Origin of the sequence: Nesterenkonia marinintestina, from assembly GCF_025420485.1 — a bacterium.
GTDB lineage: Bacteria > Actinomycetota > Actinomycetes > Actinomycetales > Micrococcaceae > Nesterenkonia > Nesterenkonia marinintestina.
This window is the reverse complement of sequence record NZ_JAOEFD010000001.1, coordinates 373,284-392,525: the sequence shown is the minus strand read 5'-3', so window position 1 is coordinate 392,525 and position 19,242 is coordinate 373,284. Positions and strand designations below refer to the sequence as shown.

Here is a 19,242-nt window from a genome sequence, read left to right as displayed (position 1 = left end):
GGTCGGTCACAGGCTGCGGAGCACGGTGACGACGCGCCCCATGATGAGCGCCTCGTCCCCGAGGATCGGCTCGTAGGCGCGGTTCTGCGGCAGCAGCCACTGATGGCCGTCCCGACGACGCAGAGTCTTCACGGTGGCCTCGTCCTCGAGCAGCGCGGCGACGATGTCTCCGTTCTCAGCGGTCTGCTGGCGTCGCACCACCACCCAGTCGTCCTCGAAGATCCCGGCCTCGATCATCGAGTCGCCGCGGACCTGGAGCATGAATAGCTCCCCCTCGCCGGTCAGCTGACGGGGGAGCGGGATCACGTCCTCGACGTGCTGCTCGGCCAGGATGGGTCCGCCGGCCGCGATCCGACCGACCACGGGGATGTCCGAGAGGCGGGAGTCCGCCTCGTCGCGGTAGGCGTCGAGGTCGACGATCGAGTCGTCCCCACCGCCGCGGCGCTCCGCGGAGGTCTCCGAGCCGTCCCCAGCCTCCTGGGTGAGCTCCTCGGTGAGCAGACGCCCGTCGGAGTCCCGGAGCACCTCCATGGCGCGCGGCCTGCCCGGGACGCGGCGGAGGTAGCCCAGCTCCTGCAGCCGGGCCAGCTGATGGGTCACCGAGGACAGTGAGGCCAGGCCGCAGGCGTCGCCGATCTCACGCATGGACGGCGGGTAGCTCCGCTCGGCCAGGGACCTCTGGATGATGTCCACGATGCTGCGCTGACGATCGGTCAGCGGCTTGGACGACTTCTCGGGCTGCTCGGTGGGCCTCATGCCGGTGCCTCTCGTCGGACGCTGGTGAGCCGAACCGGATGCCGTGCCGCCGGACGTGTCAGAGGTGCCTGGTGGACTCTGACCAGGACGCGGGACCGAGCCGAGGAGGCTCTCCCCGCGGACGGTGTGGTCGAACACGTCATCCGAATATCGGTTCGAACGATGGCTTCAGGCTACGGGAGTTTCGACTTCCGGACCAACATATTCGAACGTGTGTCTGGATATGACTCGAACACATGTGCTAGAACTAGAACACAGCTTCGAACAGCGGGTCGGTCCACCGACCCATGAGAGAGGTGCTTCCCCATGCGTCACACATATACCTCCGCCCCGACCGGCATCACCCTGACCCGTCGGGGGCGGTTCCTGCTCATCGGTGTGCCGGTCCTGGCCGCCGTCGTCCTCGGCATCCTCGCGCTCGGGCTGCTGGCCGGTGCGGCGGCCAACCAGGTGCAGGCCTCCGAAGAGGCTCCGGTCGGAGTCGAGGCTGAGATGGTCGACGTCGGCCACGGAGACACGCTGTGGAGCGTCGCCTCCCGTGTGGATGCGGACGAGGACGTCCAGACGCTGATCGCCCAGATCGCCGAGCTCAACGGGCTCGAGTCCTCGGAGCTCCAGCCGGGCCAGCGGCTGCATGTCCCCGTCTCCCGCTGATCGTGCCCGGTCACGGCCTGGAGTACGGGCCCCGTGGGGCACGCATTCCCGGGAGGACCGGCGCGCTCGCTACGATGGTGCGGTGACCACCGAGCAGACCGCCGACTCTCCCTCATCCACCGCCGACAGGCTCGCCGCACTGCCCATCCGTGACGAGCTGCGGGGCCAGGAGCCCTATGGTGCGCCGCAGCTGTCGGTAGCCGCGATGCTCAACGTCAATGAGACGACCTACGGCATGCCGGAGGAGGTCGTCGAGGCCATCACGGACCGCGTCCGTGCCGCCGCCCGCGGTCTGAACCGCTACCCGGACCGCGAGTTCACCGCGCTGCGGGAGAAGCTGGCGGACTTCCTGGGCCATGGGCTCGCCGCCGAACAGATCTGGGCGGCGAACGGCTCCAACGAGATCATGCAGCACATCCTGCAGGCCTTCGCGGGACCCGGCCGAACGGTGATGGCCTTCCCGCCGACCTATTCCATGTACCCGCTCTACGCGCGCGGGACGAACAGCCGCTACGTCGCCGGCACCCGCGGTGAGGACTTCGTCCAGAGGCCCGACGACGTCGTCGCCCAGATCCGCCGACACCGGCCGCACGTGGTCATCCTGTGCTCGCCGAACAACCCCACCGGCACCGCGCTGGGCCTCGACGTGGTCGAAGCGGCCTATGAGGCCGCCGGCGACTCGCAGACCATGGTGGTGGTCGATGAGGCCTACGGCGAGTTCCGTCAGCCGGGGACGCCCTCGGCGCTGGAGCTGCTGCACGGCCGTCCCCGACTTATCGTCTCTCGGACCATGAGCAAGGCGTTCGCGCTGGCCGGCGGGCGGCTCGGATACCTGGCGGCCGCTCCGGAGGTGACCGACGCCCTGCGGCTGGTCCGGCTGCCCTACCACCTCTCGGCGATCACCCAGGCCGCCGCCGAGGCGGCGCTGGACCACGCTGAGGCGCTGATGGCCAATGTGGAGCGGATCAAGGCCCAGCGGGACCGCATCGTGGACGAACTGACCGCGATGGGTCTGCAACCGGTTCCCTCCGACGCCAACTTCGTCCTCTTCGGCGGCCTCGCCGACGCCCACGCGGCCTGGCAGCACCTCCTCGACGACGGGGTGCTGGTCCGCGAGCTCGGCATCGCAGGCCACCTGCGGGTCACCGCGGGCACGGAGGAGGAGACGAGCGCGTTCCTCGGGTCCCTGGGCCGACACCTGGCCGCATCCGGGGGTCGCTGAGTCCGCGTAGACTCGACTGCGCACCCCGTCGGAGGCCGCGGGCCTCGGACGGACACCCGTCGTCCCCCTGAGCAGGAGCCATGGCAGCAGAACTCATCGCCGACCGCGTCGCCCGGATGGAGCGCAGGACCAGCGAATCCTCCGTGTCGGTCCGTATGGACCTCGACGGAACGGGGCACTCGGAGATCTCCACCTCGGTGCCCTTCTTCGACCACATGCTCACCGCGCTGTCGAAGCACTCGCTGATCGACCTCACGGTCGAGGCCGCCGGCGACACCCACATCGACGTCCACCACACGGTCGAGGACACCGCCATCGTGATCGGTGAGGTCCTGCGCACGGCCCTGGGCGACAAGGCCGGGATCCGTCGGTTCGGACAGGCGACCGTCCCGCTGGACGAGGCGTTGGCCGAGGCGGTCGTCGACGTCTCGGGCCGACCGTACCTGGTGCACTCCGGCGAGCCGGAGGGCCAGCAGTACCACCTCATCGGCGGCCACTTCACGGGATCGATGACCCGCCACGTCTTCGAATCGATCACCTACCACGCCGGGATCTGCCTGCACATGCGGCTGCTCTCCGGACGGGATCCGCACCACATCGTGGAGGCGCAGTTCAAGTCCTTCGCCCGCGCCCTGCGCCAGGCGGTGGAATCCGATCCCCGCACCGACGCCGTCCCCTCCACCAAGGGGTCCCTCTGATGGCCCGCCCCGAGGTCGTGGTCCTGGACTACGGCTCCGGAAACGTCCACTCCGCGGTGCGGGCCCTCGAGCGCGCCGGGGCCCGCGTGGAGCTCACCCGTGACACCGAGGCCGTCCTCGCCGCCGACGGTCTGGTGGTCCCCGGAGTGGGCGCGTTCGGCGCCGTGATCCGATCCCTGCGCGAGATCGACGCACCGCGCTGGATCGGACGCCGCATCGCCGGGGGGCGTCCCGTGCTGGGAATCTGCGTGGGCCACCAGATCCTCTTCGACCGCGGCGTCGAGCACGGTGAGGCGTCGACGGGGATGGGGGAGTGGCCCGGTGAGGTCACCGCACTTCCCGACCATGTGGTCGTCCCCCACATGGGCTGGAACACGGTCAGGCCACCGCAGGACTCGCAGCTGTTCGCCGGGATCCGGGACGAGCGCTTCTACTTCGTGCATTCCTACGCGGTGCAGAGCTGGGAGTTCGACCAGCTGTCCGAGGCCATGCGCGCTCCGCAGGTCACCTGGGCCCATCACGGAGCCGACTTCGTCGCCGCTGTCGAGAACGGACCCCTGTCGGCGACCCAGTTCCATCCGGAGAAGTCCGGCGACGCCGGCATGCAGCTGCTGCAGAACTGGATCACCGCCCTGTGAGGCGCCGCACCGAGGAGACACCGATCGCACCGATCGCACCGACCACACCGACGACGAACGGACCACAGATGACCGACACCCCACCAGAGACCGGAACCGAGACCGGATCTGAGACCGCACCCGCGTCCGCCGAGGGGCCGGCGAGCATCCCCGCGCTCGAGCTGCTTCCCGCCGTCGACGTCGCCGACGGCCAGGCTGTGCGGCTGGTTCAGGGCGAGTCCGGTTCGGAGACCGGCTACGGCGACCCGGTGGAGGCGGCTCTGACCTGGCAGGAGCAGGGCGCTGAATGGATCCACCTGGTGGACCTCGACGCCGCCTTCGGTCGGGGGCACAACCGTGAGGTCATGGCCAGCGTGGTGGAGCGTCTGGACATCCGCATCGAGCTCTCCGGCGGGATCCGCGACGACGAGTCCCTGGACCGTGCGCTGGCCCTCGGAGCGACGCGTGTGAACCTGGGGACCGCCGCGCTGGAGGACCCGGCGTGGACCGCACGGGCCATCGAGCGGCACGGCGAGGCGATCGCGGTCGGCCTCGACGTGCGCGGGGAGACCCTCGCCGCCCGCGGGTGGACCCGTGAGGGAGGGAACCTCTGGGAGGTCCTGGATCGCCTCGAGGAGGCGGGATGCCCGCGCTACGTGGTCACCGATGTGACCAAGGACGGTACCCTGCGCGGACCGAACACCGAGCTCCTCGCCGAGGTCTGCCGGCGGACCGAGAAACCGGTCGTGGCCTCCGGAGGCATCTCCTCCCTCGACGATGTGGCCGCCCTGGCCCGACTGGTCTCCACCGGAGTCGAGGGCGCGATCATGGGCAAGGCGCTCTACGCCGGTCGGTTCGACCTCACCCAGGCGCTGCGGGTGGCCGCGGAGTCCGCCTGAGCGGCATGACGGAGGAGCCCGCGCACACCGAGGAACCCGGCGCACGCGAGCTGCCGGGCCACATCGCCGCCCTGCTCGCGCGGTCGAACACCGACGAGCGGGGGCGACCAGCGGACTCGGCCGGCGTCCCCTGGTCCGGACGCGACCTCTCCGGGGACGGCAACCCCCTGCACACCTTCGACGGCGACGACGGCAGGATCGCGCCCGCCGTCGACCGTGCGCGACAGCGGCTGCTCGCCGGTGAGCTGAGCGAAGCTCGGTTCGTCGCCGCGCTGCGGGGTCAGCGTCTCTTCGTCCCGGTCATGGCGACCCTCGCGGACGAGGGGGAGCGCCCCGACGGGGCGGACTCCGTGCCGGGTTCGGGCGGCGACAAGCAGGCCGACATCGCCCTGGTCTCGATCACGTCGGCATCGGGCCGCAGGACGATGCCGGTGTTCACCGGCGTCGAGGCGCTCACCGAATGGCACCGGCAGGCACGACCGGTGGCGGCCGAGAGCGGACGGATCATGCTCGCGGCCCTGGGGGAGGGGGCCGACCTGGCCGTCCTGGACCCGGGGAGCCGTCTGAGCTTCGTCCTGCGCCGACCCGCGATGACGGCGCTGGCGCAGGGCTCGCCCTGGACTCCCTCCTATGAGGACCGGGAGGTGGCCTCAGCCCTCGAGGAGGTCGTCGACCAGAGCCCGGGGGTCCGGCGTCTGATCGTGCGGCCCGGTCGGGGAGTGGGCACGACCACCTCCGACGGCGTCGCCGTGGCCGGAGGGGGCAGCGGGCCGGAGCTGATGATCGCCGTGGTGCCCGAACCGGGTCTCGACGAGACCGATCGGAAGATCGCCGCGGCCAGCGTGCGCACCTGCGTCGCGGAGCTGGAGCTGCTGCGACGGCGGGCGGACTCGGTGGAGATCGTCCTGACCGACCCGGACTGAGGACGGGCGCCGGGGCGGGGCGCCTGTGTGCCGGTCCTCAGTCCGGGGCCGACCTCATGAGGCGTTGCGCTGGATCTTCAGGCAGATCCTCTGCAGCTGCAGCGCCTCATCCTCGTCGACCACTGCGTGGAACAGCTCCCGGATGTGGGCGGCGTGCACATGGGAGGCCCGCCGGAACAGGTCATGGCCCTGCGGCGTCAGGCGGGCCGTCATCCCGCGGCGGTCGTGCGTGTCGGGACAGCGGCTGATGAGCTCACGCTGTTCGAGGGTCTTGGCCTGGTAGGACAGCCGTGAGGGGGAGAACACCATGCGTTCGGCGAGGTCCCCCATGCGCAGACAGCCGTCCTCGGCCTCGGCGAGCAGCAGGAGGAAGTTGTAGTCGGAGAGCCTGAGTCCGACCTGCTCCTGCAGGTGCCTCTCCAGGTTGTTGCGCACCACGGCCGAGGTCTCGAGGAAGGTCCGCCAGGCGCGGGCCCGAGGCGAGGCGCCGGTGCGGTCGTGCGGACCGCGCACCTGCCACGGCTGCTCCGCGACCGGAGCCGTGGGCCCGGCGCCGCTCACCATACCGTCCGTGCTGGTCACGGCGCCTCACCTCATCGTCCTCGTCCGTCTGTGCTGGTCTCAGCGACCACCATGATACCGATGCGGGCCGTCGACGGTCGTGACGGGGCCGAGACCGGTCAGTCGGACTCTTCGCCGACGACGTCGCCGGAGGAGACGTCGACGTCGAGCTCGGTGCCGTCGGCGAGCTCGATCTCCCAGACGACCAGGCCGTCCTCGGTGTCCAGCTCGACCTCATCGACGAAGGCGCCCGACGGATCACCGGCCCGGTCCTCGATCGAACGCAGGGCCTCCTCCAGTCCGACCTCGATCGCGTCGAGTTCGGACTGCTCCTCGTCGCCGGGGGCGCCGTCCTCCTCAGTGCTGACGATCTCCAGGGACTGCTTGTCGACCTTCACCTCGTACACGGTCCCCTCGGAGTAGACGTGCCACTCGTAGCTGGAGTCCTCGTCGTCGATCTCGAAGACGATGCCGTCGGGATACTCCGCCTCGACGGCCGAGAGCCCGCCGTAGACCGGGTGGTTCTCGACGTCCTCCGCACCGTCGCCGGCACCGTCCTCGTCCTCCTCGCCGGTGGCCTCGTCGGTGGCCTCATCGTCGGACTCTTCGGTCTGCTCATCGTCCTGCTCATCGTCCTGCTCGTCACCCTCGTCGGCCCCCACGGTCACGTTGGACTCGGGCTCGTTGTCGTCGCCCGCGTCCAGCGCCTCGTCGGCCGAGTCGCAGGCGGTGAGCATCAGGGCCGCGACGGCGGCGGTCGAGAGGGCGGTGAGTCCGCTGCGGCGAGTGATCGTGTCCATGGGTCCTCCTGAGTGGGATCGTCGGTGTGTGACGTATCCAGTCTCCGACGCGTCGATGAGAGGACGATGAGAAGTCATCGTCGTGGGCGGCACCGCGGTCAGTCCTCGGCGTCCGGGTCCCCACCGATGTTCTGCTCCTCGACGGGGTTGTCGCCCTCGGGGACGATCGCGCCGTTGCGCGCGTCGATGACGACGACGTTCTCAGAGTCCGGGCCCTGCATCGTGACGTGCCAGACGATCAGCTCCCCCTCACGGTCCTCCAGATGTGCTTCGAGCACCATGCCGGCCGAATCCCCTCGGGCGACTGCCATGGCCCGCAGCAGGGGCACCTCGACCTCCGGAGCCAGGTCGCGGACCGTCTCCTCGGCCTCGCCGGAGTCGATGGTCTCGACCACGGAGGTGCCGTCCTGGCTGGTCACCACGGTGCGCAGCTCCGTCTCGTCGACCAGTATCCCGGTGTGCATCCCGGCCTCTTCGCCGCCGTCCTTGTCGAAGGACACGGCCATCCCGTCTTCGGACTCGGTGGCGGTGTCGACCCCCTGCAGCGCCACGTCCAGCGAGGTGTCGACGTCGTCGGCGGAGGTCGCGTTCTCCACCGTCGGCTCGTTCGACGGCACGGCCTCCTCGGCGGTCTCGTCGGAGTCGTCGGCCGGGATGATGCCGTCCTGCGGACTGCAGGCGCTCACCAGGCCGGCGCTGAGCAGGACGGCGACGACGGCGGCGGAGGGGCGGGACCAGGAGTTCATGACATTCATTCCTACATGTCCCAGCTCAACCTGAGCTGGACATCCCTCCGGTGTGGCGCAGTTCGGATCGGGGCGCCGGCATGAGGCGGTCGAAGCCGGACATGAGAAGTCCGATCAGATAGTAGGAGCCCAGGATCGAGACGATGTAGATGCCGATGCCGTCGTAGCCCAGGCGCGGGACGTCCAGGATCGTGTACGGATACCAGTCCATCAGCATCCCGCGGGCCAGGGTGAAGGCCAACCAGCACAGCGGCACGAAGGACGAGACGAACACCAGGGCGGGCTTGGCGTGTCCGCGGGGCCCGAAGACCAGCCAGAGCAGCGGTGCGGCCACGGGCAGGACGATGTGCTGCAGGACGTCGTTGACCTGCTCCAGAGGCGGCAGAGGGGCCTCTTCGCGCAGCAGGACGTTGAACACGACGCCGGTGATGGTCATGCAGATCACCCCGCACAGGCGAAGTGCGCGGAAGATCTCCGAGGTCCGGTGCAGCTTCGCGGCGAGCATCAGGGAGGTCACCGCCACCAGCGCGGTGGACAGGAAGGTGAAGAACGCCGGCTGGTTGAGCAGATTGGACCAGCCGGCGGAGAATACGTGCCGATAGCCCGAGCCCAGGGGAAGGTCGGAGTCCTTGCCCCAGCCGATGACGAACGACAGGATGATGCCGGCGCTCGCGGCCAGACCCAGGACGAGGAAGCTGATCCGCGAGATCGTCTCGAACGGCGTCTGCCGTGAGACGGAGTGCGGTGCGGCCGAGTGCCGTGCGGCGTGGGATGCGGAGCTCATGGTTCCCTCATGCCTGAGCGTGCGAGCGACCCTCAGGCGTCGTCGTGCTGTGTCTCGGGGCTTCGTGACTCATCCTCGCGGGCCCAGGGCGTGGGGTCGTCGGGCGCCAGGGCGGCGAGGACCGGCTCATGCAGGATGCCGTTGGTGGCCACCGCGTCGGCACCGGTGCAGCCCTCCTCACCGTCGAGCGAGGTGAAGCGGCCCCCCGCTTCGGTGACGATCGGCACCAGGGCGGCCATGTCGTAGAGCTCCAGCGCCGGCTCGGCGGCGACGTCGACGGTTCCCTCGGCGACCATCATGTAGGACCAGAAGTCGCCGTAGGCGCGGGTGCGCCAGACCGCATCGGTGAACTCGAGGAAGTTCCGCGAGCGCCCCCGTTCCCGCCAGCCGTGCAGACTCGAGTACGAGAAGGAGGCGTCGGAGAGCTCCGAGACCCGGGAGACCTCCAGCTGCCTGGCCTTCATCAGGTTCCTGCCGGTGTAGGCGCCGCCGTTCTCGGCGGCCCACCACCGGCGGTTCAGCGCCGGGGCGCTGACCACTCCCATGACGGGCCGGCCGTCCTCCACCAGGGCGATCAGCGTCGCCCACACGGGCACCCCACGGACGAAGTTCTTCGTGCCGTCGATCGGATCGATCACCCAGCGACGCGGGCCCGATCCGGTGGAGCCGAACTCCTCGCCCAGCACGGCGTCCCGTCCGCGGGCGCGGGCCAGGTGGCCGCGTATGGTCTCTTCGGCGTTCCTGTCGGCCTGGGTGACCGGCGTCAGGTCCGGCTTCGTCTCCACCTCGAAGTCCATAGCGGTGAACGCCGCCATGGTCTGAGCGTCGACGGCGTCGGCGATCGTGTGCGCAAGCCGGAGATCCTCGGTGTATGCGCTGGTCATGTGCTGGCTCATGTGCCCAACCCTAGCCGCTTCGTCTGCGGCCCCTCATCAGCGCCGCTCAGCGAGCTCAGCAGACCTCGCAGAGAGGCCAGCCGTGCCGGCCCGTGCTCTCCGGCCCGGCCCTCGCCCACCCACTCGTCGAGTGCGCAGCCGCCCTGTGGGGATTCGTGCCGACAGCCGGGCTCGCAGTCGACGGAGCCTTCGACGAGATCCTCGAAGGCCGCGAGCACGTCGTCGGGACCCACATGCGCCAGACCGAAGGACCGCACTCCGGGGGTGTCGATGACCCAGGAGCGGCGGGCGAGCTCGGGCGCCGTGCCGGCGGCGGGCTCCAGCGTCAGCGCCACCGCCGACGATGAGGTGTGGCGTCCCCGACCGGTGACGGCGTTGACTCCGCCGGTGGCCCGATCCGCCCCGGTCAGTGCGTTGACCATGGTGGACTTGCCGACGCCCGAGTGGCCGATCATCGCGGTCACCGACCCGGACAGCACCTGACGCAGCTCGGTGACGGCCTCGGCGTCCAGGACCGGCTCCTGCGAGTCGTCGTCGGAGGACGGAGACGTCGGTGCGTCACTCCGTCCGGAGATCACGGTCTGCAGGCTCAGCTCGGCGTAGTGGGTCACCAGGCCCGCCGGATCGGCCGGGTCCTGGGCGAGGTCGGCCTTGGTGACCAGCAGGATCGGTTCGATGTCCGCGTGGTAGGCGGCGACCAGCGCCCGGTCGATGAAGCCGGTGCGCGGCGTCGGATCGGCCGCCGCGACGACGATCAGCAGCCGGTCCGCGTTGGCGACCACCACGCGTTCGGCGTCGTCGGTGTCGTCGGCGGAGCGCCGCAGCAGGGTGGAGCGGTCCTCGATCCGGACCAGACGGGCCAGGGTGCCCTCCTCGCCGGAGGTGTCGCCGACCAGCGCCACCACGTCCCCGGGGACCACCGGTGTGCGGCGCAGCGCCTTGGCGCGCACCGCACTGACCACCCGGGCAGGGGCCTCCGGCTCGGACGGGTCCGACCCTGTGGGTTCGATGGGCACATCGAGCACGACGGTGTAGCGTCCCCGGTCGACGGTGACCACACGTCCCAGCTCAGCGTCGTCGTGGGAGGGGGACTCCTTGGTGCGGGGCCGAGACCCGCGCTTGTTGGGGCGGATGCGGACGTCGGACTCGTCGAAGTCGCGGCGGGTGCGGCGCCGACTCATGCGTCGGTCCCCCGGGTCGGGTCCACCAGATCGGTCCACAGCTGCGCGAAGGTGGGCATCGTCTTGGCCGTGCAGCCGATGTCCTCCACCGAGACGTGGTCGAGACGCAGCCCGACCACGGCGCCGAAGGTCGCCATGCGGTGGTCGGCGTAGGAGCGGACCGTCCCGCCCCGGTCGACCGGGGACAGCACCGACAGCCCGTCGGGGGTCTCCTCCGCGCGGGCGCCGAGCCGCCTCAGCTCGGTCACCAGGGCGGCGATCCTGTCGGTCTCATGGCCTCGCAGATGGGCCACGGAGGTGAAGGTGGTCGGGCCCTGTGCCAGCGCAGCCAGGGCGGCGACGGTCGGTGTGAGCTCCGCGGTGCCGTCCACGGTCCCCGGTGAGGTGACCACCGGTGCGCCCTCGGCGTCGCGGGCTCCGCGGACGGTCAGGGTCACCGTCGCCCCACCCTGTCCCGCCGAGGGTTCGGGAGCGGTGTCGACCTCGGCGCCGAACCGGGGCAGGATCTCCGTCCATCGGCGGCCGATCTGTGTGGAGCGGACCGGCCACCCCGGCACCGACACCTCACCGCCGGTCAGGGCGGCCGCGGCGAGGAACGGACCCGCATTGGAGAGGTCCGGCTCGACCCTGCGGGTGAAGGCCTGCGGCCGGCCGGGGGAGACCCGCCAGCACTGCGGGACGGAGTCGTCGACGGCCGCGCCGAGGTCCCGCAGCACATCGACGGTCATCGCCACGTGTTCGGCCGACGGGACGTCGTCTCCTATGTGGCGGACGGTCAGTCCCTCAGGCATCAGCGGTGCGGCCAGGAGCAGTCCGGAGACGAACTGGGAGGATCCGGAGGCGTCGACGCGGACCTCGCCGCCGGGCAGCCCGCCGGAGGCGCGGAGCGTGAACGGCAGCGTCGACGGAGCCGTCGCCCGCGGGTCTCCGATCGGTTCCCCGGTGACCTCGGCTCCCAGGTCGGCCAGGGCTCGGAGGACGGTGCCCATCGGCCTGACCCGGGCCTCCGGGTCGCCGTCGAAGCGGACCGTGCGCCCGGTCAGCGCGGCGACGGCGGGCAGGAAGCGCATCACTGTGCCGGCCAGGCCGCAGTCGATCGTCAGGGGCGGCAGGTCCGCGCCGAGTGCCGGGGCGGGCAGGGGAGTGATCCGTACGGCCGGTTCGCCCGTGGCCTCCCAGTCGTCGATGTGCGTCACGTCGGCGCCCAGGGTGCGCAGGGCCTCGAGCATCAGGCGGCTGTCCCGCGAGTCGAGGGGGTTCACCACCGTCGACGGGCCGTCGGCCAGGGCCGCGAGCAGCAGGAGTCGGTTCGTCAGGGACTTCGAGGGCGGGACGACGACCCGTCCACGCACCGGTGCCCCCGACCGCGGGCAGGGCCACGGGGTCGGGGGCACCGGTGTCGCAGAGGTGCTCGGCACGGTGCGGCTCAGGAGTCCACCTTCTTCTCCGCCTCCCGGGCCGCCTGCTTGATCGACCGCTTGGCGTCGCGCTCGGCCCGCTTGAAGGTCTTGGACGCGTCACGCTCGAAGGCCTTGGCAGACTTCACGGCGTCGTCGCCGAGGTCCTCGGCCCACTTGATGGTCTTGTCGCGGAACGCGGTGCCGTTCTTCTTCATGTCCTTGGCCAGGTGCTCAGCGCGCCAGGACAGGGACGGGCGTCCGGCCAGGTCCACCGAGGCGATCTTCAGTCCGCCGAGGATCGCGAGGTTCTTCAGCAGCGTGGCCCGCTGGGACTGCAGATCTCCGACGTCGTCGAGCTGGGCGCCCCGGTACTCGACGTAGGTGTTCACCAGCTGGACCCCGGAGAGCACGCAGGCGGCGGTGCGCGGGAACCTGCCGATGGCCAGCGCCGCCCCGGCGGCGACCTCGACGCCGCCCAGCACCTGAGCGGTCCGCTGCGGATTGCCGGTCACCTGCTCGGCCTGCGGCACCATCGACTCGAGCTCCTGCAACGAGGACTCCAGCTTGTCGCCGGCCTCTCCGGAGTGACGCAGGCGGCCGATCCCCTCGGCGACGAAGGCGGCGCCGAGCAGCGGGCGGGCGATCTTGCGGGTCAGAGACATGTCATCCTCCTGTGGCGGTTCCGGTGCGACGGCCATGCCGCCCGGCGGACCTGAAGTGCGACCTGCCGACGGGCTGACGTGGGACGTCTCCCCGTCGGACAGGATCCGTGCGAGCGGAGTCCGCTCGACAGGCGTCCGATGAACAATCTACCCAATCCTGCCGCCGACGGGAATCAGCGCGCCCGGAGCGTGGTTGCCCAGGATATGACGATCACTGCGGAGGCCGCGACGGGCACGCGCGTAGACTCTCCTGTGATGGAGGATCGCGAAGTGACCGCAGAAGACGCAGAGGACCGAGAAGACTCAGCGCACGTCGACGTGGCGACGGAGACCGACGCCCAGCGTCGGCTCCGATTCGAGCGTGACGCGATGCAGTACGTCGACCAGCTGTATTCGGCGGCGCTGCGGATGACGCGCAATCCGCAGGACGCCGAGGACCTGGTCCAGGAGGCGTACACCAAGGCCTACTCGGCCTTCCACCAGTACAGGCCCGGCACGAATCTGAAGGCCTGGCTGTACCGGATCCTGACCAACACCTACATCAACATCTACCGGAAGAGGCAGCGCCAGCCGCAGCAGGCCAACACGGAGCAGGTCGAGGACTGGCAGATGGCGCAGGCCGCCGAGCACACCTCCACCGGGCTGCGGTCCGCCGAGGCCGAGGCGCTGGACCACCTTCCGGACTCCGACATCAAGGACGCGCTGCAGCAGATCCCGGAGGAGTTCCGTCTGGCGGTGTACTTCTCCGACGTCGAGGGCTTCGCCTATAAGGAGATCGCCCAGATCCTCGACATCCCCATCGGCACGGTGATGTCCCGGCTGCATCGGGGCCGCAAGCTGCTGCGCGGGCTGCTGACCGACTACGCCCGTGAGCGAGGCTTCAGGAAGCAGGAGGCTGACGCATGACAGAGCAGGACATGAGCGCCGGCACGGCCGACGAGCGCTGCTGCGGCGCCCCCGAGGACACCGACTCCACTGAGGCCGGGGTGCGGCTGGAGCGGATCTACCACTACCTCGACGGTGCGCTGAGCCGCAGCGAGATCGACGAGGTGCGGTCCCACCTGGAGGCCTGCCCCGACTGTGCGGAGGACTACGACCTCGAGTGCATCATCCGCACCGTGGTCCGCCGCTCCTGCGTGGAGCGGGCTCCGGACGGACTGAAGGTCACCATCATGGAGCGGATCAGTGCGATCCGCGTCGAAGCCGGTCACCGCACGGACTGAGGTCTGCCGTCCCGGGTCCCCGGGCCCATGACGCCGCTGAGCCCCCGCCGAGATCTCGGCGGGGGCTCAGCGTTCGTGTGCGCCTCGAGGGGCACCGTCGTCAGGGGTCGGAGCGAACCGGCCCGGCAGGTCCTCAGGAGTTGGGGCGCTTGCCGTGGTTCGCGTTGTTCTTCCGACGGTCCCGGCGCTTACGTCCGCGCTTTCCCATGGGGACTCCTTTCGTCGATCACAGTCCAGCATACCGAGCGGCACCGGTCCTCGGCGACTCGGACCGTATGCCGACGGACTTAGGGCCGGCAGACTGGGGCCGGCAGACTGGGTGCCGAGTCAGGAGGTCGGTTCGTGCATCTTCAGCCACTGGTACCAGCCGCGGTGCAGCACCAGCCAGGCGACGAGCCCGTACCCAGCCTGTCCCGGACGGCCGTCGTTCGCCGCGAGGTCGTGACGCCACTGCTCGTGGTCCACCAGCGGTGTGTAGGTGTCCACGTACACGTGGGAACGGCGCATGGCGACGTCCTGGTAGGCGGCGTTGAGCTCAAAGATCCGCTGGTTCCGCTCGGCGTCGAGGGTGGGGATGGGGCCGACGGCCAGGCACCGGATCCCCTCCTGCGAGGCGCGGTCGAGGATATTGGCCAGGTTCAGCCGGGAGCGGGCCGAGCTCGAGGGCCCGTCGAGATCCGTGTCGTTCAGGGCGACGACGAGGTGGTTCTCGGCCTCGGCCGAGAACCGGGGCGCCGCCTCGGCCTGCCATCGGTGGGACAGCGCCTCCACGCCTTCTCCGGGCATCGCCAGCACGTAGTCCTCGACGTGGACGGTCTCACGCGGGGTCTTGGCGAGCACCCGGCCCCACCAGCCCAGGGCGCGCGGATCGCCCACACCGGTGAGCAGCTCATTGCCGACGGCGACGATTCTGATGCTGCGATCCACCTCGTCCGATCCTCTCTTCGCGATGCAGGGGCGCGACGGCGTGCCGCAGATGCGGTGCTGCCGTCGCACCCCTAGACGTTACCCGGTCAGGCGGCTCTGCGCCTCACAGGTCCAGGTGCGGGAAGGCCTGGGCCAGCAGGGAGTCGAGCTCCCGAGCGTGGCGCTTTGCCTGTCCCACCGACGTCGCGGCCGACTCCGAGCGGGAGATCAGGTCGAGCTCCTTGGTCAGCAGCGGAAGGAAGTTCACGTACATGAACGGCCACGGCCCCTGGTTGAACGGCTCATCCTGGACGTACACGAACTCCGCGTCCTCCGGGTAGGAGTCCAGCTCCGCCTGCAGCTCCTCGACCGGCATCGGGTAGAGCTGCTCCAGTCGGACGATGGCCGTGCTCTCGTCGTCGTGCTTGCTGCGGGTGGTCTCCAGGTCGTAGTAGAGGCGACCCGAGACGATCAGCACACGCCGGACCTTCGACTTCTCCACCGTGGTGTCGCCGATGACCTTCTGGAACGTCCCCTCGGTGAAGTCCTCCACCGAGTTCGCCGCCGCCTTCAGCCGCAGCAGCTGCTTGGGGGAGAACACGATCAGCGGACGCCGCGGGCGGGCGACCGCCTGACGACGCAGCAGGTGGAAGTAGTTCGCCCCGGTCGAGGGGATGACCACGGTCATGTTGTCCTCGGCACAGAGCTGGAGGAACCGCTCGGGCCGGCCTGACGAGTGGTCTGGTCCCTGCCCCTCGTAGCCGTGGGGGAGCAGCATGACCACCGAGGACCGCTGCCCCCACTTCTGCTCGGCGGTGGCGACGAACTCGTCGATGATCGTCTGGGCACCGTTGACGAAGTCGCCGAACTGCGCCTCCCACAGCACCAGCGAGTTCGGGTTCTCCACCGAGTAGCCGTACTCGAAGCCGAGTGCGGCGAACTCGGAGAGCAGCGAGTCATAGATGAACAGCCGACCCTGATCCTCGGTGAGGTTCTTCAGCGGGTACCACTCGTCGCCGTTCTCCCGATCGTGGAAGACCGCGTGACGCTGGACGAACGTGCCGCGGCGCGAGTCCTGCCCCGACATGCGCACTTCGTTGCCCTCCATGAGCAGCGACCCGAAGGCGGCGATCTCGGCGAAGCCCCAATCGATCGCGCCTTCGCGGGCCATCTTGGCCCGCTTCTCGAGCAGCGACTTCAGCTTCGGGTGCGGAGTGAAGCCTTCGGGGATGTTCGTGTGGACCTCACCGATGTGGGCCAGGGTCTCGGCTGAGATCGCCGTGTCGTCCTCCGCGCGGCCGGGGGCCTCGTCCTCGACCTCGCTCGCCGTCGGCGCCAGGGCTCCGCCGTCCTCACCGACGGTGGGTACAGGCTGGGTCTGGGCGGCGTTGGTCTCGGTGAAGACCCGCTCCAGCCGCTGACGGAAGTCCTGCAGCGCCTGGTCGGCCTCCTCCTGGGTGATGTCACCTCGTCCGACCAGGTTCTCCGTGTAGAGCTTGCGGGTGGAGCGCTTGGCCTCGATGAGGTTGTACATCTTCGGCTGCGTCATCGACGGATCGTCGCCCTCGTTGTGACCGCGCCGGCGGTAGCACACCAGGTCGATGACGACGTCCTTGTTGAACCGCTGCCGGTAGCGGAACGCCAGGTCGGCCACCCGGGCGACGGACTCGGGGTCGTCGCCGTTGACGTGGAAGACCGGGGCCTGGATGGCCAGGGCCATGTCCGTGCAGTAGGTCATCGAACGGCCCGACTGCGGCGCGGTGGTGAATCCGACCTGGTTGTTGACCACCACGTGGACGGTGCCGCCGGTGCGGTAGCCGCGCAGCTGGGAGAGGTTGAGCGTCTCCATGACCACGCCCTGGCCGGCGAAGGCGGCGTCGCCGTGGACCAGCAGCGGCAGCACCGAGAACGAGTTCAGGCTGCTCGACCCGCGGTCCAGCCGGTCCTGCATCGCCCGGGTGACTCCCTCGAGGACGGGATTGACCGCTTCCAGGTGCGAGGGGTTGGCCGCCAGATACACCGACGTGGAGTTGCCCCGGTCGGAGGTGAACTCTCCGCGGGTGCCCAGGTGGTACTTCACGTCTCCGGAGCCGGTGCCGAAGTCACGGCCTTCGAACTCGCGGAAGATCTGGGCGTAGGTCTTGCCGGCGATGTTGGCCAGCACGTTGAGCCGACCGCGGTGGGCCATGCCGATGGTGACCTCGTCGAGTCCCTCGTCGGCCGCTTCGGAGAGGATCACGTCGAGCAGCGGGATCAGGGACTCGCCGCCCTCCAAGGAGAACCGCTTCTGTCCGACGAACTTGGTCTGCAGGAACGTCTCGAACGCCTCGGCGGCGTTGAGCCGACCCAGGATGCGGAACTGCTCGTCGCGGGAGGGCTTCTCGTAGGGGTGCTCGATCTCGTCCTGGAACCAGCGCCGCTCCTCGGGCGACTGGATGTGCATGTATTCGATGCCGGTGTTCCGGCAGTAGGTGTCGCGGAGCACTCCGAGGATGTTGCGCAGGGGCAGGCTCTGCTTTCCGCCGAAGCCGCCGGTCGGCCAATCGCGGTCGAGGTCCCAGAGGGTCAGACCGTGGCTCTCGATCTCGAGGTCCGGATGGTCGCGCATCCGGTACTCCAGCGGGTCCGCGGAGGCCATCAGGTGGCCCCGCTCGCGGTAGGCGTGGATGAGCTGTTGGATCCGGGCCACCTTGTTGATCTGCTCTTCGGGGTTGACCTGGATGTCGGCCGACCACCGCACCGGCTGGTGGGGGATGCGCAGGGACTGGAAGACCTCCTCGTAGAAGCCGTCCTTGCCCAGCAGCAGCTCGTGGATGGTCTTGAGGAACTCGCCGGAGCCCGCGCCCTGGATGACCCGGTGGTCGTAGGTCGAGGTCAGGGTGATGATCTTGGAGACCGCCAGCTTGTGCAGGGTCTTCTCCGACGCACCCTGGAACTCGGCGGGATACTCGAGGGCTCCGACTCCGACGATGCAGGCCTGCCCCTTGGACAGCCGCGGCACCGAGTGCACGGTGCCGATGCCGCCGGGATTGGTCAGCGAGACCGTGGTGCCCGCGTAGTCGTTCGGGGTGAGCTTGTTGTCCCGGGCGCGGGAGACGACGTCGTCGTATCCGGCCCAGAAGTCGGTGAAGCTCATGTCCTCGGCGGCCTTGATGTTCGGGACCACCAGGGCCCGGGTGCCGTCGGGGCGGGGCATGTCGATGGCGAGGCCGAAGTTCACGTGGGCGGGCTGGACGGCCACGGGGCGATCATCCTGGACGTCATAGGTGACGTTCATCGACGGGTGGGCCCGCAGCGCCTTGAGCATGGCGTAGCCGATGAGATGGGTGAAGGAGACCTTGCCGCCGCGGGTGCGCCGCAGGTGATTGTTGATCACCACGCGGTTGTCGATGAGCAGCTTGGCCGGCACCGCACGGACGGTGGTGGCCGTGGGGACGCTGAGCGAGGCGTCCATGTTCGCGGCGATCGCCTTGGAGATCCCCTTGAGCTGGGTGACCTCGTCCTGCTTCTCCTCGGTCCGCTCGGTGGATGCCGGCGTGGGCTCGGAAGGGATGGGCTTCGATCCGGAGCCGCCTGAGCGGCGGGTCGAGGGCTTCTTCGGCGCCTTGTGCGACTTAGAGCTCTTGTCCGAGCCCTCGTCGTCGCGCTCGTCCGAGCCCTTGGACGTGCTCTTCGACGAACTCTTGGACGAACTCTTGGAGGACGTCTTGGCCGAGTCCTTCCCTGAGTCCTCGGAGGTCTTCCCCCCGGACTTCCCCCCGGACTTCCCCCCAGACTTCTCGGAGTCCGGGCGCTGGGCCGCGTCGGGGTCGGCCGGAGTGGCCGTGCTCGGCGTGGTCTCGTCGGACGCGGCCGGATCCGTGCCGGAGTCCCCCTGCGAAGACTCCGAGTCCGAGGACGACGACCTCGATGAGCCGGAGCGCGCATCGTCCTGCCCCGACTTCCCGTCCGAGTCGGACCCGCGGTCCGCAGAGGCCTCCGTCGACTCATCCTCGAGCCGACGGAAGATGTCTGCCCACTTGCGGTCCACGGAGCCGGGGTCGTCCTTGAACCTGTCGTACAGGTCGGCGACCAACCATTCGTTTCCGGGGAACTCCTCCGCGAGTCGGCTGGACGTTAGATCTGGCACGTTGGATACGCCTCTTCCATGGTGTGTTCTCTCCGGATTCCCAAGGACCCGCATCCCGGACGTACGGGCCGTCGGCCCGCCGGACGACCACGCGGACCCTTCGGGCGCAGGGGTGCGACTGAGAAGCTTCGTCGCTCCTCGGTCGCGGGCCGAGGGCGACCCTGACGATCCCTAGCGCTCATCGG

The 19,242-nt window shown here is 69.7% G+C and carries 20 protein-coding genes; 8 read left to right on the top strand and 12 right to left on the bottom strand.

Annotated features, from left to right (window positions below):
• Window positions 1-6: 6 nt before the first annotated feature.
• Complete coding sequence (gene lexA, locus N7E59_RS01695; protein WP_261623167.1) at window positions 7-756, bottom strand: transcriptional repressor LexA; 750 nt, start codon at window positions 754-756, stop codon at window positions 7-9.
• A gap of 306 nt (window positions 757-1,062) precedes the next feature.
• On the opposite strand from lexA, the gene N7E59_RS01690 reads away from it, so the two are divergent.
• The 6 genes from N7E59_RS01690 (at window position 1,063) to N7E59_RS01665 (ending at window position 5,769) form a co-directional block, all read left to right on the top strand.
• Window positions 1,063-1,410 carry a LysM peptidoglycan-binding domain-containing protein gene (locus N7E59_RS01690; protein ID WP_261623166.1) on the top strand — a complete coding sequence of 116 codons (348 nt, stop codon included), beginning with the start codon at window positions 1,063-1,065 and terminating at the stop codon, window positions 1,408-1,410.
• A gap of 82 nt (window positions 1,411-1,492) precedes the next feature.
• On the top strand, window positions 1,493-2,632 hold the full coding sequence (locus tag N7E59_RS01685) for a histidinol-phosphate transaminase (RefSeq protein WP_261623165.1): 1,140 nt from the start codon (window positions 1,493-1,495) through the stop codon (window positions 2,630-2,632).
• A gap of 80 nt (window positions 2,633-2,712) precedes the next feature.
• Window positions 2,713-3,330: an imidazoleglycerol-phosphate dehydratase HisB gene (gene hisB / locus N7E59_RS01680; protein ID WP_261623164.1), complete on the top strand. Its 618-nt coding sequence runs from the start codon at window positions 2,713-2,715 to the stop codon at window positions 3,328-3,330.
• Window positions 3,330-3,968: an imidazole glycerol phosphate synthase subunit HisH gene (gene hisH, locus N7E59_RS01675; protein WP_261623163.1), complete on the top strand. Its 639-nt coding sequence runs from the start codon at window positions 3,330-3,332 to the stop codon at window positions 3,966-3,968. Before hisB ends, hisH begins: the two co-directional genes overlap by 1 nt.
• Before the next feature lie 68 nt (window positions 3,969-4,036).
• Window positions 4,037-4,846 (top strand): bifunctional 1-(5-phosphoribosyl)-5-((5-phosphoribosylamino)methylideneamino)imidazole-4-carboxamide isomerase/phosphoribosylanthranilate isomerase PriA, encoded by an 810-nt coding sequence (gene priA, locus N7E59_RS01670; protein ID WP_261623162.1) that lies wholly within the window; start codon window positions 4,037-4,039, stop codon window positions 4,844-4,846.
• Window positions 4,847-4,851: 5 nt separating this feature from the next.
• On the top strand, window positions 4,852-5,769 hold the full coding sequence (locus N7E59_RS01665) for an SseB family protein (RefSeq protein WP_261623161.1): 918 nt from the start codon (window positions 4,852-4,854) through the stop codon (window positions 5,767-5,769).
• A 54-nt stretch (window positions 5,770-5,823) separates the two neighbouring features.
• On the opposite strand, the gene N7E59_RS01660 is transcribed toward N7E59_RS01665, so the two are convergent.
• The 8 genes from N7E59_RS01660 to N7E59_RS01625 form a co-directional block, all read right to left on the bottom strand.
• Window positions 5,824-6,351: a MarR family winged helix-turn-helix transcriptional regulator gene (locus N7E59_RS01660; RefSeq protein ID WP_261623160.1), complete on the bottom strand. Its 528-nt coding sequence runs from the start codon at window positions 6,349-6,351 to the stop codon at window positions 5,824-5,826.
• A 98-nt stretch (window positions 6,352-6,449) separates the two neighbouring features.
• Window positions 6,450-7,130: a PepSY domain-containing protein gene (locus N7E59_RS01655; protein ID WP_261623159.1), complete on the bottom strand. Its 681-nt coding sequence runs from the start codon at window positions 7,128-7,130 to the stop codon at window positions 6,450-6,452.
• A 98-nt stretch (window positions 7,131-7,228) separates the two neighbouring features.
• Window positions 7,229-7,876, bottom strand: coding sequence for a PepSY domain-containing protein (locus tag N7E59_RS01650; RefSeq protein ID WP_261623158.1), 648 nt, complete (start codon window positions 7,874-7,876; stop codon window positions 7,229-7,231).
• 25 nt (window positions 7,877-7,901) lie between these two features.
• Window positions 7,902-8,660, bottom strand: a complete 759-nt coding sequence (locus N7E59_RS01645) for a Pr6Pr family membrane protein (RefSeq protein ID WP_261623157.1) — start codon at window positions 8,658-8,660, stop codon at window positions 7,902-7,904.
• A gap of 32 nt (window positions 8,661-8,692) precedes the next feature.
• Complete coding sequence (hisN, locus tag N7E59_RS01640; protein WP_261623156.1) at window positions 8,693-9,556, bottom strand: histidinol-phosphatase; 864 nt, start codon at window positions 9,554-9,556, stop codon at window positions 8,693-8,695.
• Complete coding sequence (gene rsgA / locus N7E59_RS01635; protein WP_261623155.1) at window positions 9,553-10,737, bottom strand: ribosome small subunit-dependent GTPase A; 1,185 nt, start codon at window positions 10,735-10,737, stop codon at window positions 9,553-9,555. The genes hisN and rsgA overlap by 4 nt, the downstream gene beginning before the upstream one ends.
• Window positions 10,734-12,089 carry a 3-phosphoshikimate 1-carboxyvinyltransferase gene (gene aroA, locus N7E59_RS01630; RefSeq protein ID WP_261623154.1) on the bottom strand — a complete coding sequence of 452 codons (1,356 nt, stop codon included), beginning with the start codon at window positions 12,087-12,089 and terminating at the stop codon, window positions 10,734-10,736. Before aroA ends, rsgA begins: the two co-directional genes overlap by 4 nt.
• A gap of 74 nt (window positions 12,090-12,163) precedes the next feature.
• Complete coding sequence (locus N7E59_RS01625; RefSeq protein WP_261623153.1) at window positions 12,164-12,799, bottom strand: DoxX family protein; 636 nt, start codon at window positions 12,797-12,799, stop codon at window positions 12,164-12,166.
• A 255-nt stretch (window positions 12,800-13,054) separates the two neighbouring features.
• On the opposite strand from N7E59_RS01625, the gene N7E59_RS01620 reads away from it, so the two are divergent.
• A complete protein-coding gene (locus tag N7E59_RS01620) occupies window positions 13,055-13,705 on the top strand; it encodes a sigma-70 family RNA polymerase sigma factor (protein ID WP_261623152.1) in 651 nt (216 codons plus the stop codon).
• Window positions 13,702-14,022, top strand: coding sequence for a mycothiol system anti-sigma-R factor (gene rsrA / locus N7E59_RS01615; protein WP_261623151.1), 321 nt, complete (start codon window positions 13,702-13,704; stop codon window positions 14,020-14,022). The genes N7E59_RS01620 and rsrA overlap by 4 nt, the downstream gene beginning before the upstream one ends.
• Before the next feature lie 133 nt (window positions 14,023-14,155).
• Here the strand turns inward: rsrA and N7E59_RS11870 are convergent, their stop codons facing one another.
• The 3 genes from N7E59_RS11870 to N7E59_RS01605 form a co-directional block, all read right to left on the bottom strand.
• A complete protein-coding gene (locus tag N7E59_RS11870; protein WP_370446351.1) occupies window positions 14,156-14,230 on the bottom strand; it encodes a 50S ribosomal protein bL37 in 75 nt (24 codons plus the stop codon).
• 119 nt (window positions 14,231-14,349) lie between these two features.
• A complete protein-coding gene (locus N7E59_RS01610; RefSeq protein ID WP_261623150.1) occupies window positions 14,350-14,949 on the bottom strand; it encodes a GDSL-type esterase/lipase family protein in 600 nt (199 codons plus the stop codon).
• A gap of 103 nt (window positions 14,950-15,052) precedes the next feature.
• Window positions 15,053-19,057, bottom strand: coding sequence for a multifunctional oxoglutarate decarboxylase/oxoglutarate dehydrogenase thiamine pyrophosphate-binding subunit/dihydrolipoyllysine-residue succinyltransferase subunit (locus N7E59_RS01605; RefSeq protein WP_261623149.1), 4,005 nt, complete (start codon window positions 19,055-19,057; stop codon window positions 15,053-15,055).
• Window positions 19,058-19,242: the final 185 nt, after the last annotated feature.